General features: G+C 39.7%; 14 protein-coding genes and 1 riboswitch. Of the genes, 8 read left to right on the plus strand and 6 right to left on the minus strand.

Annotated elements, in window-relative coordinates:
- The first annotated feature begins 378 nt into the window (after window positions 1-378).
- The 5 genes from mdh to EV194_RS13645 all read left to right on the plus strand — a co-directional run bounded on the left by mdh (window position 379) and on the right by EV194_RS13645 (window position 5,565).
- Window positions 379-1,308, plus strand: a complete 930-nt coding sequence (mdh, locus tag EV194_RS13625) for a malate dehydrogenase (RefSeq protein ID WP_132434593.1) — start codon at window positions 379-381, stop codon at window positions 1,306-1,308.
- Between the two features lie 259 nt (window positions 1,309-1,567).
- The gene (locus tag EV194_RS13630; RefSeq protein ID WP_132434594.1) at window positions 1,568-2,047 is read left to right on the plus strand and encodes a hypothetical protein; all 480 of its coding nucleotides are present in this window, start codon (window positions 1,568-1,570) and stop codon (window positions 2,045-2,047) included.
- Window positions 2,048-2,111: 64 nt separating this feature from the next.
- On the plus strand, window positions 2,112-2,855 hold the full coding sequence (locus tag EV194_RS13635; RefSeq protein ID WP_132434595.1) for a head GIN domain-containing protein: 744 nt from the start codon (window positions 2,112-2,114) through the stop codon (window positions 2,853-2,855).
- 194 nt (window positions 2,856-3,049) lie between these two features.
- The gene (locus EV194_RS13640; protein WP_132434596.1) at window positions 3,050-4,507 is read left to right on the plus strand and encodes a hypothetical protein; all 1,458 of its coding nucleotides are present in this window, start codon (window positions 3,050-3,052) and stop codon (window positions 4,505-4,507) included.
- An 11-nt stretch (window positions 4,508-4,518) separates the two neighbouring features.
- Window positions 4,519-5,565 (plus strand): endonuclease/exonuclease/phosphatase family protein, encoded by a 1,047-nt coding sequence (locus EV194_RS13645; RefSeq protein ID WP_132434597.1) that lies wholly within the window; start codon window positions 4,519-4,521, stop codon window positions 5,563-5,565.
- Here the strand turns inward: EV194_RS13645 and EV194_RS13650 are convergent.
- Window positions 5,552-6,073: a TrmH family RNA methyltransferase gene (locus tag EV194_RS13650; RefSeq protein WP_132434598.1), complete on the minus strand. Its 522-nt coding sequence runs from the start codon at window positions 6,071-6,073 to the stop codon at window positions 5,552-5,554. The genes EV194_RS13645 and EV194_RS13650 overlap by 14 nt on opposite strands.
- Window positions 6,074-6,085: 12 nt before the next feature.
- Window positions 6,086-7,498 (minus strand): CCA tRNA nucleotidyltransferase, encoded by a 1,413-nt coding sequence (locus EV194_RS13655; protein ID WP_132434599.1) that lies wholly within the window; start codon window positions 7,496-7,498, stop codon window positions 6,086-6,088.
- Between the two features lie 281 nt (window positions 7,499-7,779).
- Here EV194_RS13655 and trxA (EV194_RS13660) point away from each other — a divergent pair, with 281 nt between their 5' ends.
- The 3 genes from trxA (EV194_RS13660) (at window position 7,780) to EV194_RS13670 (ending at window position 11,924) form a co-directional block, all read left to right on the plus strand.
- On the plus strand, window positions 7,780-8,139 hold the full coding sequence (gene trxA / locus EV194_RS13660) for a thioredoxin (protein ID WP_132434600.1): 360 nt from the start codon (window positions 7,780-7,782) through the stop codon (window positions 8,137-8,139).
- Between the two features lie 246 nt (window positions 8,140-8,385).
- Complete coding sequence (gene trxA / locus EV194_RS13665; RefSeq protein WP_132434601.1) at window positions 8,386-8,850, plus strand: thioredoxin; 465 nt, start codon at window positions 8,386-8,388, stop codon at window positions 8,848-8,850.
- A gap of 521 nt (window positions 8,851-9,371) precedes the next feature.
- Window positions 9,372-9,466: riboswitch (TPP riboswitch) on the plus strand.
- A 46-nt stretch (window positions 9,467-9,512) separates the two neighbouring features.
- Window positions 9,513-11,924 (plus strand): TonB-dependent receptor, encoded by a 2,412-nt coding sequence (locus EV194_RS13670; protein ID WP_132434602.1) that lies wholly within the window; start codon window positions 9,513-9,515, stop codon window positions 11,922-11,924.
- A gap of 75 nt (window positions 11,925-11,999) precedes the next feature.
- On the opposite strand, the gene EV194_RS13675 is transcribed toward EV194_RS13670, so the two are convergent.
- The 4 genes from EV194_RS13675 to EV194_RS13690 form a co-directional block, all read right to left on the minus strand.
- Window positions 12,000-13,385 (minus strand): TolB-like translocation protein, encoded by a 1,386-nt coding sequence (locus EV194_RS13675; protein ID WP_207916055.1) that lies wholly within the window; start codon window positions 13,383-13,385, stop codon window positions 12,000-12,002.
- Window positions 13,386-13,424: 39 nt separating this feature from the next.
- Window positions 13,425-14,108: an RluA family pseudouridine synthase gene (locus EV194_RS13680; RefSeq protein WP_132434603.1), complete on the minus strand. Its 684-nt coding sequence runs from the start codon at window positions 14,106-14,108 to the stop codon at window positions 13,425-13,427.
- A gap of 158 nt (window positions 14,109-14,266) precedes the next feature.
- On the minus strand, window positions 14,267-15,085 hold the full coding sequence (gene panB / locus EV194_RS13685) for a 3-methyl-2-oxobutanoate hydroxymethyltransferase (protein WP_132434604.1): 819 nt from the start codon (window positions 15,083-15,085) through the stop codon (window positions 14,267-14,269).
- A gap of 242 nt (window positions 15,086-15,327) precedes the next feature.
- The gene (locus EV194_RS13690; protein ID WP_132434605.1) at window positions 15,328-15,600 is read right to left on the minus strand and encodes a cupin domain-containing protein; all 273 of its coding nucleotides are present in this window, start codon (window positions 15,598-15,600) and stop codon (window positions 15,328-15,330) included.
- Window positions 15,601-15,756 lie beyond the last annotated feature (156 nt).

The raw sequence follows: 15,756 nt of genomic DNA on the forward strand, positions 1-15,756 counted from the left end.
TCATGAAATTGTAAAATTGATGGTCTAAAAATGAGATCGCAGCCTTGTTATAAATACAAGTTGCGATTTTTTTGTTTTTTATTGGGATTGCATACCTGTGTTTTTTTGTTCTGATGCATTTGTTGTGAGTATATTCGTTTTGCGAATAAGGCTTTGAATCTCTAAATAAGATGTTAAGATTTATGAACTTTATCTCATAATAAACTGTTATCAATCTGGACTTGTTAATTCTTTATAAAATAATGAAGAAATTTTTCTTTAATTGATAGCGGAGTTATATATTTGCGCCTAATTAAACGGAATACAGAATTATTCAGGTGATAAAATAGAGGCATTTAATTGCAGTTTTGATCAATAACTTTTAAAAAATATATACGGATGAAAGTAACAGTTGTAGGAGCAGGAAATGTTGGAGCAACCTGTGCCGATATATTGGCTTACAGGGAGATTGCCAACGAAATAATTTTGATTGATATTAAAGAAGGCGTTGCTGAAGGTAAAGCACTTGATATATGGCAAAAAGCTCCGGTTGATTTATACGATTCCAAAACAATAGGCGTAACCAGTGATTACAGCAAGACAGCAAATTCTGATGTTGTTGTGATTACTTCCGGTTTACCACGAAAACCAGGAATGACTCGTGATGATCTGATTGAAACCAATGCCGGGATTGTTAAATCAGTAACAGAACAAATCATCTCTTTTTCTCCAAATGCCATTATTATAGTAGTTTCTAATCCTTTGGATGTGATGACTTATCAGGCACATATCACCAGTAAACTGCCACGTACAAAAGTAATAGGAATGGCTGGAATTTTGGACACAGCTCGTTATCGCGCTTTCCTTGCTGATGAGTTAAACGTTTCACCTAAGGACATTCAGGCCATTTTAATGGGCGGACATGGGGATACCATGGTTCCTCTTCCTCGTTATACCACCGTTGGGGGAATTCCTGTAACCGAATTGATTGATGCCGATAAACTTGATGCAATCATTGAACGCACGAAATTTGGAGGCGGTGAATTGGTTAAATTAATGGGTACTTCAGCCTGGTATGCTCCCGGTTCTGCTGCAGCTCAAATGGTTGAAGCAATAGCTAGGGATCAGCGCAGAGTTTTCCCTGTATGTGTGAAACTTGAGGGTGAATACGGAATTAAGGACTGTTACCTTGGTGTTCCTGTAATTCTTGGTAAGAATGGCGTTGAGAAAGTCATTGAATTGGATCTGAATAAGGATGAGATGGCATTGTTAAATGAGAGTAGAGACCATGTCCTTGAAGTAATGAGTGTATTGGACAGATTGAAATAATTGCGACAGTTTAAAAATCAATATATGATAAAAGAGTTCGTTTTACGAACTCTTTTTTTTGTCCGATATCGTACATTTTATTTCTCATTATCGAACAAAATGATGAGTCTGGGATTTGTTGGGTGCTTGTGTAAGTAGCAGTAATACAGTTGGATGGAAGTTTTGGCATTGTTTCTGTTTGATGTGTGATAAATCAATCAATGGAGGATTAGTTATGAAAACAAAAGTTAATCAACTAAAAGGCAAGAAACTTAATCTGATGAATAAGTTTCTAGGAGGTGTAGCACTAGCTATCCTTTTGATGGGATGTTCTGCATTGCATAATGGAAATGTTTCTGTGTACGATATAGATACAAAAACTGGTATTTACGATTATACCGATGGTTTGAATATTCCAGAACATCACGACCCTATGCTTGTTTTAGAAGATTGGATGATAAGCCTTGATTGGGCGACACAATATGAGGATGAAATTATCATAGTAGAGGATTGGATGTTGAGTCTCGATCAATGGAATTACACTGGGATTCATTTCAGCAGAATAGAGGAAAATTGTCTGGAAAATTGGATGTTAGACATTAATTTTGCATCAAATATGATTCAAACCGACTACATCGAAGATACCGTTCAGAACGTGAGTCCGTGGATGTTAAGTACAGATGGTTTTTCAACTGAGAATGAAACTCCAGATTCCCTAATGTTTGAATCTATTGTTGCAATGGACGTAATGCTGTTTTAATAAAACAGCATTCGTTTGAATACCAGAGTTAAGATTATCCGATTCAGAATACAATAATTCTATCATGAAACGAGTTTATAATTATATCATTTTAGTGTTCGCAGTCTCATTGTTGTCAGGTTGTGTTATGGACTCCGGAAGCAGCCGGTTTTCTCATCACTCCTTTGATAACAGCGACAAAGTTGAAGTTAGGAGAACCGGAGATTTTACGGCCGTTGACCTGGTTGGTGACTTTGAAATCTTTTTGCAAAATGGAGATGAAAACCGACTGGAGTTGAAAGGTGATAAAAATATGCTCGATCGGGTATTAATCAATCATGATGATGACAGACTTGTCGTGGAGTTGTTAACTGATAATATAAGCAGAAGATCTGCTTCACGTGTAGGGATTAGGCTTACTGTTAGGGAATTAAAACATTTGACTGCTGTTAGCAGAATCAGTTTACATACACCTTCCGAGTTTACATTTGATTCTCTGGTAATGAATTTTGCAGGAGCTGTAAATGTGAATTTAGATTTATCAGGCAAATATTTGGAATTGAATTTCGCAGGAGCCACCTCAGCGGACATAGAAGGAAGCGTTGAGCGGTTGAAAGTAAACATGCCTGGTGCCGGGAAATTAAACGCGTATGATCTGATGGCAGAAAAAGTGGAATTGGTGTTGGCCGGTGCAGGAAGCGCAAATATTTTTGCATCAGAAGAGTTAAAAGTAGAAGTTGCCGGTGCCTGCGTTGTAAATTATAAGGGAAACCCACGAAATTTGTATTCCAATGTAAGTGGAATTGGCCGTGTTCGTGCTGTTGATTAAATTCTAAATGGGCATTTATCAGGGTTTAAGAGCTTTTTGGTAACTATGTTGTTTTTTTTTGTAAATAGGAGTCACTGTTAATTAGTGTAAAATAAATATTTAAATTGTGAAAACATTTCTTGAGTGTTTGCGTTATATTTAATATATTGCGATTATAATACCACGTTGCACCCTGAAAGGTATATGTATTGTAAATGAAGAGATTGGTTCAGATATTTGTTGTGTTGGCAATCCTTGTTGCTGGTTGGTCATGTGAGCGTGACTATCTTTTCCGTGGAGGGAGCGACGGGGTTAAACTATCTGCTGATACCATAATGTTTGATACCATCTTTACAACCATCGGTTCTACTACTCGCCAATTCCGGATTTACAATCCTTATAGCGCCGATATGACTATAGATGATATTAGGTTGGCCGGTGGTGATGATTCAAAGTTCAGAATAAACGTCAGTGGGCTTCCCGGACCTCACATCAGTGATGTTCCTATTCGTTCAGGCGACAGCATATTTGTTTTTGTTGAGGTTACAATTGATCCGGCAGGAACAGATGCCCCTTTTGTCGTAATGGATTCAATAATTATTTTCACCCGTGAACGAATGCAGAGTGTAAAGCTTATTGCATATGGGCAGGATGTGGTATTAATGAAGGGTCAGGTTTTAAATACGCAGACATTTACCAGTAATAAGCCTTACCTGATTTATGATTATATACACGTTGACACCACTGCAACTTTAACAATTGAATCAGGAACACGGCTGCATTTTTACAAAAATGCAAACTTGATCGTATCCGGTTCGTTAAAAGTTCAGGGGACAAAGGAGGAGCCTGTTTTGTTTACAGGTTCAAGGCTTGAGGAATGGTATGCTGATAAACCGGGTCAATGGGGTACCATTTGGTTAATGCCGGGCAGTCGTAATCACGAAATTAATTATGCCATTATAAAAAATGGAACCCGCGGATTAGTAGTAGATTCGGTAGGGATGAACGGAAGTGAACCGGTTTATATCTCAAATTCACGAATCGAACATAAAATGCTTCAGGGATTGTTGGCTCAAAGTTCGTCTCTTGTAGTGAGTAACTCTCTGTTTGCAGACTGTGGAAGTGCATCGGTAGCTCTTACTGTTGGTGGAAATTATGAGTTTTACTTTTCTACCATCGCAAATTATTATCAATGGGCCTTCCGAAATCGTCCTGCTCTTATCGTTTCCAATTATTATCCTGATGGCGCAACCGGGGCTAAAGTTCCTCATGCCCTTGAAAATGCACTTTTCAGTAATTGCATTATATATGGCCAGTTGGAAAATGAAATTGAACTGGATTTTTACGAGGGGGAAGCAGGGGATCCTGAAGATCCAGATTATGTTCCTCCGGTCATCAACTATCAATTTGAGCATTCATTGATTAGAATGCGTTCAATGCCAACTACTTTCAATGATCCTTATAATGATTATCCACATTATAGAAATGTATTGATAAACCGAGATCCTTTTTTCAAAGCTCCAAGGGATTATGACTACCGTTTGGATTCTTTATCGGTTGCCATTGGAGCTGGAGATGTTACTGTGGCCAGACAGTTTCCCGTGGATATCAACGGAAACAACCGCGAAAAGAAACCTGATATTGGTTTTATGCAGAGAGTTAACTCCGAATAAACTCAAACCTAATGAGACCCTCACCCAAAACTCTATTGCCTTTTCTAATTCTTCTTCTATTCTGGTTTAATCAGAGTGTATGTTGTCAGTTTCGAGCATCCGATACCGACACAATTGCTGGTATCATGTTTTATAATGTGGAAAACCTTTTCGATACAAGGAATGATCCGGATAAGCGTGATGATGATTTTACTCCGGATGGCGTTCGAAGGTGGACTTATTCCAGAATGCGGGAAAAGTTCAACAACATCGGTCGTGTAATATTGAATGCCGGAGGATGGAATTTGCCCGTTTTGATTGGGCTATGTGAAGTTGAAAACAGTTGGGTACTAAATGCCATGCTTCGGGAAACCGGATTGGATAACTTGCACTACCGGGTTATTCACTATGAATCTCCCGACCTGCGCGGTATTGATGTGGCTCTATTGTACCGACGGGATCGTTTCAAGGTTTACGAATCCCGACCCATTCCTGTTGATTTTGGCCCGAACGAGCGTCCCTCTCGCGATATTTTATATGTTAAAGGAGTTCTTGACCAGTCAGATACGCTTCACGTTCTTGTCAATCATTGGCCATCAAGATTTGGAGGTGCAGCGGTTACGCAATGGAAGCGTCAGTATGCGGCTCGACTTACGCGACAAATATCCGATTCTATTCGTATGGTCAATCCACAAGCCTTGTTAATTGTTATGGGCGATTTTAATGAACCGCACAAATCTGATCTGTTTCTCAAGGATCTTGAAGTGGGGCTTCTGGAAGATGATGTGTGGCTTATCAGTCCGGCTTTAAAGATACCTCCCGATGTCGGAACGCTTAAGCATCAGCATGCATGGGAAATTTTCGACCAGATCATTATTTCTCGCTCTTTCTTTGATGGCTCTTCACCAATTTATATGAGTGAACCTGAAATGCGAATTATATCGTTACCCTTTTTGCTGGAGAGAGATGAGCAAATGGGAGGAGTGAAGCCGTTTCGTACTTACGTGGGTTTTCGCTATGCCGGAGGATACAGCGACCACTTGCCCGTTTGGATTGATCTGGTGGTTACGCCCCGGTGATGTGCTGCGTTGTCCAATGAAACAGACAGATGGCGGCAGCATGCGAAACATTGAGAGATTTTATTGGACCAGATACCGGAATGTGCAGATGGGTTTTTGCACTACTGAGTAGCCTGGGTGAGATGCCGTTGCGTTCGCTGCCTACAATAAGAGCCATTTTGCGTGGTAAATTGGCCGAAAACAGATTTGTTGAGCCAGGTGAAGTCTCCAGGGCAACAAGGGAATAGGTTTCAGGGATGAGTTGTTGAACTTCATCTTCTTTACAAAATTTCCAGTTGATGACATCTCCTGAAACTTCAGCCACACGTTTTATCTTAGATAGACGAGGCAACTCATCCTCAACAACCACCAGAACCTTTCTGCATCCTGTATTCCCTGCAAGCCGAATAATATGACCAATGTTTTCAGCCGATTTTAACCTGTCTGTAATGATGATTGGACCTGTATCCGGATTTGTTTCAGGATATGTTGTGTTGCTGAAAAACTGGTTGGCATTGTTCCCCGTCATATGACTTTTAATTTAAGGATTTGCCTGAGGTGTTAACCCCATTTCTTTGCCTTTTTTTAGCATGAACTGCCACGCTTCTTCACGATCATTGTGAATGATGCCATCAAGGATGGCATCTTTGATGGCAGACTTTATGACACCAATCTCCTGACAAGGTGGCAGATTGAAAATCTTCATAATCTCTTCTCCCGATACAGGTGGCTGGAAGTTACGGATTTTATCTTTTTCTTCTATTTCTTTCAGTTTGCGGCGTACAATTTTGAAGTTACGTAGGTGCCGGTCAACTCTTTCCCGATTTTTAGATGTGATGTCTGCTTCACATAGAGTCATGAGGTCATCAATGTCATCGGCTGCTTCAAAAAGCAGTCTTCGAACTGCCGAGTCTGAAACTTCCTCCTCAATTAGAGCAATGGGTCGCATATGAAGGAATACCAACTTTTGAACGTACTTCATCTTTTCGTTCAATGGCAACCGGAGTCTTTGGAAAATACCGGGTATCATCTTTTGTCCCACATGGTTGTGAGCGTGGAATGTCCACCCATGAACCGGATCAAATCTTTTTGTGACGGGTTTTGCAATGTCGTGCAACAGCGCCGTCCACCTTAACCACAAATTGTCGGTTTTGGGAGCTATCTGATCCAACACTTCGAGGGTATGATAAAAGTTGTCTTTGTGCGATTTTCCTTGTTTGGTTTCAGTTCCTTTCATGGCCTTTAACTCGGGCAGAATCATGTCGAGCATGCCTGTTACGTCCATCAACTTAAATCCAATGGATGGCCTTGGTGAGGCCATTATTTTATTAAGCTCTTCGGTAATTCTCTCTTTCGATACAATTTCAAGCCTCTCTTTATTGGTGCGGATGGCTTCAAATGTTTTCTCTTCTATTTTGAATTGAAGCTGGGTGGCAAACCTGATGGCACGCATCATTCGCAAAGGGTCATCGGAAAAGGTAATGATGGGATCCAGGGGGGTGCGAATAATCCCATTTGCCAAATCCTCCATTCCATTAAAAGGATCAACGAGTTGTCCAAAAGTTGGTTTGTTCAGGCTGATGGCCATGGCATTGATGGTGAAATCCCTTCGGTTTTGGTCATCTTCAAGCGTGCCGTCCTCCACAATGGGTTTTCTGCTGTTTCGGTTGTATGATTCTTTTCTGGCGCCAACAAATTCGATGTCCATGTTTCGGTAGCGAAACATGGCTGTTCCAAAGCTTTTAAATACGGAAACCTTCATGTTTCCCATGCGGGATGCTACTTTTCGGGCTAAATCTATCCCACTGCCAATGACAAGGATATCAATATCGGTGGTGGGTCTTTCCAAAATTAAATCTCTTACATATCCACCAATTACATATGTTTCAAATCCTTCTAATGAAGCTATTTCAGATACGGTTTTAAAAACCGGATGTGTTAGTTTTTCTTGCATGCGCTTTTTCTTGCCACTGGTTTGGTGTAGTCATCCAGGGGTTTTATTGACCAACAAAAGTACAATTTTTCCCTGTAATTATGGCGTTTTGACTGTCGCCGTTTTTTTGGCACAATGATTGTATTAAAACATGTACAAATATAGATATTTGGATTTTGATAAAAGAGTTTTTATATTTGTACCATCAAAGGATATTAAATGTGAACAAGATTACATTTAAGAGGTTGTACAACAATAGAAGTGATGATAATTTAAAAAACAATAATTTAAAATTTAAAGTTATGGTAGAGCATTTAACAGCAGAAACATTCAAGGAAAAAGTTTTTGACTACGCAAATAATAAGGAGTGGAGTTTTTCGGGCGATAAGCCTTGTGTAATCGATTTTTATGCCGATTGGTGTGGCCCCTGCAAAATGGTTGCTCCTATTTTAGAAGAGTTGGCTCAGGAATACGATGGGAAAATAGATATATATAAGATTAATACCGAAAAGGAACAGGAGCTTGCTTCAGTATTCGGCATACAGAGTATTCCATCGCTTCTTTTTGTGCCAAAAGAAGGACAACCCCAAATGGCTGCAGGCGCATTGCCAAAGGATAGTTTCGAAAAAGCATTTAAAGATGTGTTAAATGTGGAGAAATAGATTGAAGATTAATCTTTTCCCACTATTTTTGAATTCTGATAGAGATTAGAATGCAGCGTTAAATTAATAATCAACGCTGTATTTTAATTCAGATATTGATGAATAGTCAGATGTCATTATTAAAAAGGTCTGATTATTGCACAGATTTTTTTCAGGGCGTTATTCCCTGAGATTTTAAATTTTCCGTTTTCTCTTAGGCACATAAGGTGCAAAACAGAAGTTGACAGCGGGGTAAAGAGAATTATTATGAAGAATGTTTTTTTATCATTACTGGCAGGATTGTTTTTAATCTGGTCAGGAAACTTAGCAGCTGAGGCAAATCCTTCATCGGCACCTGCTGCAAACGCCAACCGCGTTATTGAACTTAACGAAGATTCGTTTATTCAGAAGGTTTTTGATTTTCGAAACAGTGAAACCTGGGAATATAAGGGAGACCGGCCTGCCATTGTTGATTTTTATGCCGTTTGGTGCGGGCCTTGTAAGCAGTTGGCTCCAATTTTGGAAGAGTTGCAGTCTGAATATGGCGAGAAAATTCAGATTTATAAGGTTGATGCTGAGAAGAACAGGGAGCTGGCAGCTGCTTTTGGAGTATCTGCATATCCAACAATGATCTTTATACCAATGGATGCTGATCCCGCCGGTGCCAGAGGTCTGTTGCCTAAGGAAGAACTGGAGCGCATCATTGCAGATTTTCTAAACGTGGAAAAGTAGTTTTTTATTGAATTCGGATTTATACCAAACAGGGGTTGTCTCGTGAGAGACAACCCCTGTTTGGTATAAATGAGAGATGTATTATATATTTCATAAAGAGGCTGTTTAAATTTATTACAAATCTGCATTGAAGATTTGTAGATGTTAGAAATTTAGACTGATAGACAAGATTAAACAGTGAATAAGAACAGTCTAATCATCTTTCTCAACTACTCTATCTGTCTTAAATCTAATTGTCTTCGAGTCTATAACATGTTTTATAAATTAAATTTAACAGATCCGAAGAGTAAGACTGATTTATGAGATCGTAAAAACACACATGAGTAGTATGATTAATTTTATTGAGGTAGATGAATGCTTAAAATATAAATTCTATATTTGCACCGACAATTATTTCTGCATTATAGAGGGTGATAATTGATGTGTCTCTTTTTTTTGGCAGAAATTATTTGAGCTCATGTAATAAATTGTCATATTTTGAACAAATATCAACCCATTGGGTTGATATGATATTGATTTAGTTTCCTACAATGGGGTGCCTTAATACAAAGGGCTGAGATCATACCCTCTGAACCTGACCGGGTAATGCCGGTAAGGGAAAGTATATCTCCTAATATACCTCATTGCAGTTTTACTAATCATTTAAATTTAAACTGCTGACGATGAGAAAAATTGTTTTTATTTTATTACTGATTTGTACCGTTTCATTTTCTATGGCTGGTCAATACCGGTTTGAAGGAAGCGTGGTTGATGAGAACCGGGAGCCTCTGTCAGGAGCTGTTCTCATATTGGATGGACAACGCTCTGCTGTTTCAGGTAACGATGGGCGCTTTACTTTTGGCCGGATTACTGCTGGCAATTATAATCTGTCTGTTTCATTTCTTGGATTTGATACCTATTCGGCTGTCATCAACATCACTGGTGATGTTGATAGAGAGATCCAGCTTAATCCACGATCGCATCTGACTTCTGAGGTGGTGGTTTCAGCCTACCGAGCCGGCTTAAATTCTCCTGTTGCTCATACCAATATTCGCGGTGAGGATTTAAGACGTATTTCGGTAATTGATGATTTGCCATTTCTTTTACAGATGAGTCCTTCGCTTGTGGCAACTTCTGAAACAGGAATAGGGGTTGGTTATACAGGTTTTCGGATTAGAGGTTCGGATCCTACGCGAATCAATGTGACTGTAAATGGTATACCATTGAATGATTCAGAGAGTCAGGGAGTTTTTTGGGTGAACATGCCAGATTTTGCAGGTTCTGTTGAGGAGGTTCAGATACAGCGCGGGGTGGGAACATCTTCGCATGGAGCCGCTGCTTTTGGAGCCACTGTTAACTTCAGAACCACAACTGATGCCTTTGAGCCGTTTGCCGAAGTAGCATCAACCGCCGGATCATATAATACCTTTAGAAATTCTGTGCGTCTTGGAACCGGATTGCTAAATGACAGGTTTTCTTTTGAAGGCCGATATTCAAACCTTCAATCCGATGGATATATTTATAATGCCTTTTCCGACCATGAATCCATTTACCTAAGTGGAACTTATCACATGAATCACAGTTTCTTAAAGTTCAACGTGATTCATGGTGACCAAAAAACAGGAATCAGCTGGTGGGGTGTGCCTCAGGAAATGCTGTCTGTTAATCGTCGATACAATCCTGCCGGAGTATATACTGACTTAGATGGGAACGAGCAGTATTACCGAAATCAAACCGATAATTATATTCAGACGCACTATCAGTTGTTTTACAGCCATGCATTCAGTAACCGCACAGATATGACCGCAGCATTGCATTATACACGCGGTGATGGTTATTATGAGCAGTATCGTCAAAACCAGAGTTTTGCAAATTATGGGCTGCCTAATGTTTTTATTGGTGATGAGGAAATTACCCGTACAGACCTTGTTCGTCAGAAATGGCTGGGTAATGATTTTTACGGAACAGTTTTCTCCATTAATAGTCAATTGTTACCGAATGTTTCTGTTTCGGGGGGAGGAGGTTGGAACCGTTATGATGGAGACCATTTTGGAAACATCATATGGGCAAGGCACGCTACCAATATGGAGAAAGACCATGAGTGGTATTTTAATAACGGAACGAAAACCGATTACAATGTTTTTGGTAAGCTCAACTATCGGATAAACAACCTGAACACCTTTATTGATTTGCAGGTGAGGGGCATTGATTATGAAATGACAGGGATCGATGACAATCTTGATGATTTGTCTCAAAATCATAGCTTTGCATTTTTCAATCCCAAAGCAGGTGTTTTTTATGAAATCAATCCCAATCATCAGTCGTATGTTTCGTTAGGTATCTCTAACAGGGAGCCAACCCGAACAAACTTTAAAGATGCTAATTTGGATCCTGATGCCACTCCACTTCCGGAAAGACTATACAATGTGGAGGCAGGTTATAACTTTTTGACTCCTTCTCTGTCGGCAAATGTCAACTTCTTTTATATGTACTATCAAGATCAGTTGGTCCCAACAGGTGAAAAAAGCAGTGTTGGTTATGACATCATGACCAACGTGGACGAGAGTTATCGTGCAGGTGTTGAAGTGCAATGGGCTTGGAGACCTTTACCTTCTTTTCGTTGGGATGCCAATTTTACTTTGAGCAGGAACATTATCAGAGATTTTGTAGAAACTGCAACTGATTACGATGATGATTGGAATGAAATTGAACGTGTTACTCAACTGGGAGATACTGATATTGCCTACTCGCCATCTGTAATTGCCGGAAGTATATTAACCTGGAATTTCTTCGGAAATGCATCATTGGGTTTGAATTCGAAATATGTAGGAGAGCAATATTTTGATAATACATCAAGTTCCGCCAGGCAATTGGATGCTTACTTGGTACACAACCTCAGTTTAAAATATCAATTAAAGACATCCTGGTCTAAAGGAGTTGAGTTTCAGTTAATGGTTAATAACCTCACGAATTTGAAATATGAAAGCAATGCCTATGGTGGAAATTGGTATGAGCAAGGAGTAGAAAATACCTGGGCTTATTACTATCCCATGGCTCCCCGCCATTTGATGGGGCAGATGGTGATTAGGTTTTAAAAACCGTCATTTAGTATTCAAAAAAAAGAGTTGGTAATTCTCATTGCCAACTCTTTTTTTGCTTGTGTTGTTTAGTTATTTTGGTATAAAATGACTTTCATAGGTTTTGTTTAACCACTCTTCAGGCACATGTATGACACAAATATTCATTGATCGATTATCTTCGGATAGCATAGCTGATTGAATTTGAAACTTAGTGCCACAAGTGCTAAATGTTGGGTGAGGATGATCTCTTGCTGTTGTTTTATGCCCAGTTGAAATCATCATCATTTCTCGGGTTGTGCGGTCAACCAGATATATGCTTCTCGAAAAGTCATCACCCACTGCCCACCTTCCATCTGGCGAGCCATGTACATGCCAAAAGCCACTACCACTATTGGTTTGGGCTTCAATTCGCATTTCACGTGTACGGATATTAACAATGGCTAATCCGGTTGGTTTTTCTCTTGTGCCGGATGGTCCCCAGGCAGCTTCCTGTCCGGGGTTTTCGGGGTCAGAATCAATTTCTTTTAACTCATCACTAATTATAACTGGTCTATGCCCCATAATAGCCATGGCAACTTCATCTTTTGTAATAATAGCTTCGTGAGTAACCCATTCATAATCTGCTTCAGGATATAATGGGCGCAGTCCTGTTCCATCACCTCTTACGGTCCATGTGCGTTGAGGAGATTTTCCTCCGGTTTCCCAACAAAAAACAATTTCTCCTGGTATCCATGGATTGGTTTGGATATGTCCAACTTGAAATGGGACAGATATTACGTGCGCCGACTTACCAGTTAATAGGTTGATTTTTCCAATTCCACCAGGGCCTGCTCCCATATTTCTTGGTCCAAAGTTTTGTTCTACATTTGTCCCCGATGGGAGATGTTTCTCTGCCTCCTCACGACTCGTACGAAAGTATATGTACTCTTCGTTTGCATCCAGAGCCATATCCCCATGAGCGCCAATTTTGGAAGGAATCTGGCCAAGAATCTCTTCATAGTTTTCTTTTGGTTGAATTTGGCCTTTTTCACTATCCCGGAATAACTTGTCAAGATCAATCTTGATGATGTTCATTGCAGTATTCTGACCACGTGATTGTTGTGGAGCAGCTCTTCGCATAACATAGATGTGCATTGAGCTCCAGCCTATAAGAGGAGTTCCGACAAACCCACCTTCGGTTATTTGAACCATATCGCCAGATCTTTCGTTTACCGCAATGAGTTCTCCTCTTACCCTATTGGACATAAAGATCAACCAATTCCCATCTACAGTCCATTGCGGATGAGTGGGATATATTTTACGATCCCCATGTGATGCACTGGTTAAGAAAATTAGTTGATGGCCCGTAACAGGATCGTCAATAACTTTTTTTTCTGATGGGAAACGATTCCCAATCTGACTCTGAAGTTGTCCCATTCCCGTTAGAAAGAATATCAAAGGAATCAGAAATAATTGGCATGGAAGTTTTGCTTTCATGATAATTAGTTGTTTGTCTCTCTAACGGAAGGTGCTGTTTTAAGTTACATTCCCGAACTCTTTCCAAAGGTTATCGTCGGAATGAACGGGGGCTGTAATCATTATGTTTTCTTTGGTGACAGGATGTACAAACTCAATTTTTCGGGCATGAAGAGAGATGCCTCCATTTTTATTGGAGCGTGGATATCCATATTTTAAATCGCCACGAATTGGACACTCAATCTTTGCAAGTTGTGCTCTGATTTGATGATGACGGCCGGTTTCCAGGTTTACCTCCAACAGGTGGTATTTAGCCGAGCTGGATATCATTTTGTAATGCAATATGGCTTCTTTTGCACCGGAGCGCATCTTAGGAAAAGCATAGCTTTTATTCTTTTTACTGTCCTTAAGCATAAAATGCTTAAGAGTGGCCTCATCTTCCTCCGGAAGATTTTGTACAATGGCCCAGTAGGTCTTTTTTACCTCTTTTTCCTGAAACATTTTATTCAATCTACTTAGTGCTTTGCTGGTTCGGGCAAAAAGAACTACACCTGTAACAGGTCTGTCAAGTCGGTGTGCCACGCCAAGATATACTTCGCCGGGTTTGTTATATTTCTTTTTTATATAGGCTTTAACTTTATCTGATAATGGTTCATCACCAGTGTCATCGCCCTGAACCAGATCATGTCCGGTTTTATTTACGGCTATTAAGTGATTGTCTTCGTATAGAATATCTAATTTCATTACTATCTAATTTATGTATATCTTATATGGGACTGAGATTTAAGGCTTGATCAACTAAAAAAGCTAAAACCCATTCCATCTCAGCTTCAAATCTTATTTTTTTAAGAGCACGTTACTATAACCTCTGAACCTTATCACCTTTAACCTTTAGCCCTCATCTAATATTGCTCTCTTTCATTAGGGAAATCGCCAGATTTAACATCGTCTATGTAGTTTCCGACTGCACCGGTAATTTCCGCATAAAGATTGTGGTATCTGCGTAAAAATCTAGGGGAGAACTCCTGATTAATCCCCAGCATGTCATGTAGAACCAGAACCTGTCCATCCACACCGTTTCCTGCACCTATTCCAATAATCGGGATGTGCAGATCAGATGCAACTTGTTTTGCCAATTTTGCCGGTATTTTTTCCAATACAATGGCAAATACTCCTGCTTCCTGTAGCAGGTGTGCATCTTCGATTAGTTTTTTCGCTTCTTCCTCCTGTTTTGCTCTTACCGTGTAGGTTCCGAATTTATGAATCGATTGTGGGGTAAGTCCCAAATGTCCCATAACAGGGATGCCTGCAGATAAAATGCGCTGAATGGATTCAATGACTTCGCTGCCACCTTCAAGTTTTACAGCATCAGCAGCAGATTCTTTCATTATGCGTATGGCCGAGATGTTTGCTTCACGGCTGTTTCCCTGATAGGTGCCAAAGGGAAGGTCAACTACTACCATTGCCTGGTTAACAGCTCTCACAACTGATGCCCCGTGATAAATCATCTGGTCAAGTGTGATCGGAAGCGTGGTTTCCCATCCGGCCATCACATTGGCAGCTGAATCACCCACCAATATGACATCAACTCCAGCCTTGTCAACAATTCTGGCAAGCGAATAATCATAAGAAGTGAGCATACTGATCTTCTCTCCTCTCATTTTCATCTCACTCAATACATGAGTGGTTATTTTTTTTGGTCTCTCTTTTGCTACAGACATGATAAATTGATTTAAACAGCAAAGTTAGTAATTAATGAATCAAAGCCGTTTAGTTAAGTCATTTTTCCTTCCCGCTCCCCTTAATCCCCCAAGTTAAAGTCTTACGCGCGGGTTGGCATCCCCTTGGGGAATAAAAGGGTGAGCGCAGGCGAATATAATTTTTCATTAACTAAACGACATTTATTAATGAATAGGAAAAAGACTTATTGTTCGAACTTTGCTTTGGCATAAGAATGATGGCTTTATTCCTTAAAATGGTAATGCTTTTTTATATCTTCCTTTATATCCCATATACATTTTAAACCTTGACTGAATGTAACAAAATCTCCCTGCTTTAAATGGAAGATTCCTTCATCGGTTTCAACCACGACCTTGCCTTTCAGAATAAGGCACTCTTCCTCTGCTTCGTAGAACCAGTCAAATCTGGATCTCTCTTTCTCCCATATGGGCCAAGTTGATATGTTCCTTTTATTTTGTTCTTCAGAACTGAGTTTCTCAATTTTTACCTTGCTCATGATTCTGTTCTTTTGTTGTGATTGACTTTGTTTTAGAAGTACACCTAAAACTTTGAATTTTCATTTGAAGTTTCAATTAAAAATAACAAAAAATAAGATAGTCCCTTATGATAAATCCTCTAAAACAGAACAAGCACTCCTTAACGCGGAGTGCTT

It is taken from the genome of Natronoflexus pectinivorans (assembly GCF_004345615.1).
GTDB lineage: Bacteria > Bacteroidota > Bacteroidia > Bacteroidales > Marinilabiliaceae > Natronoflexus > Natronoflexus pectinivorans.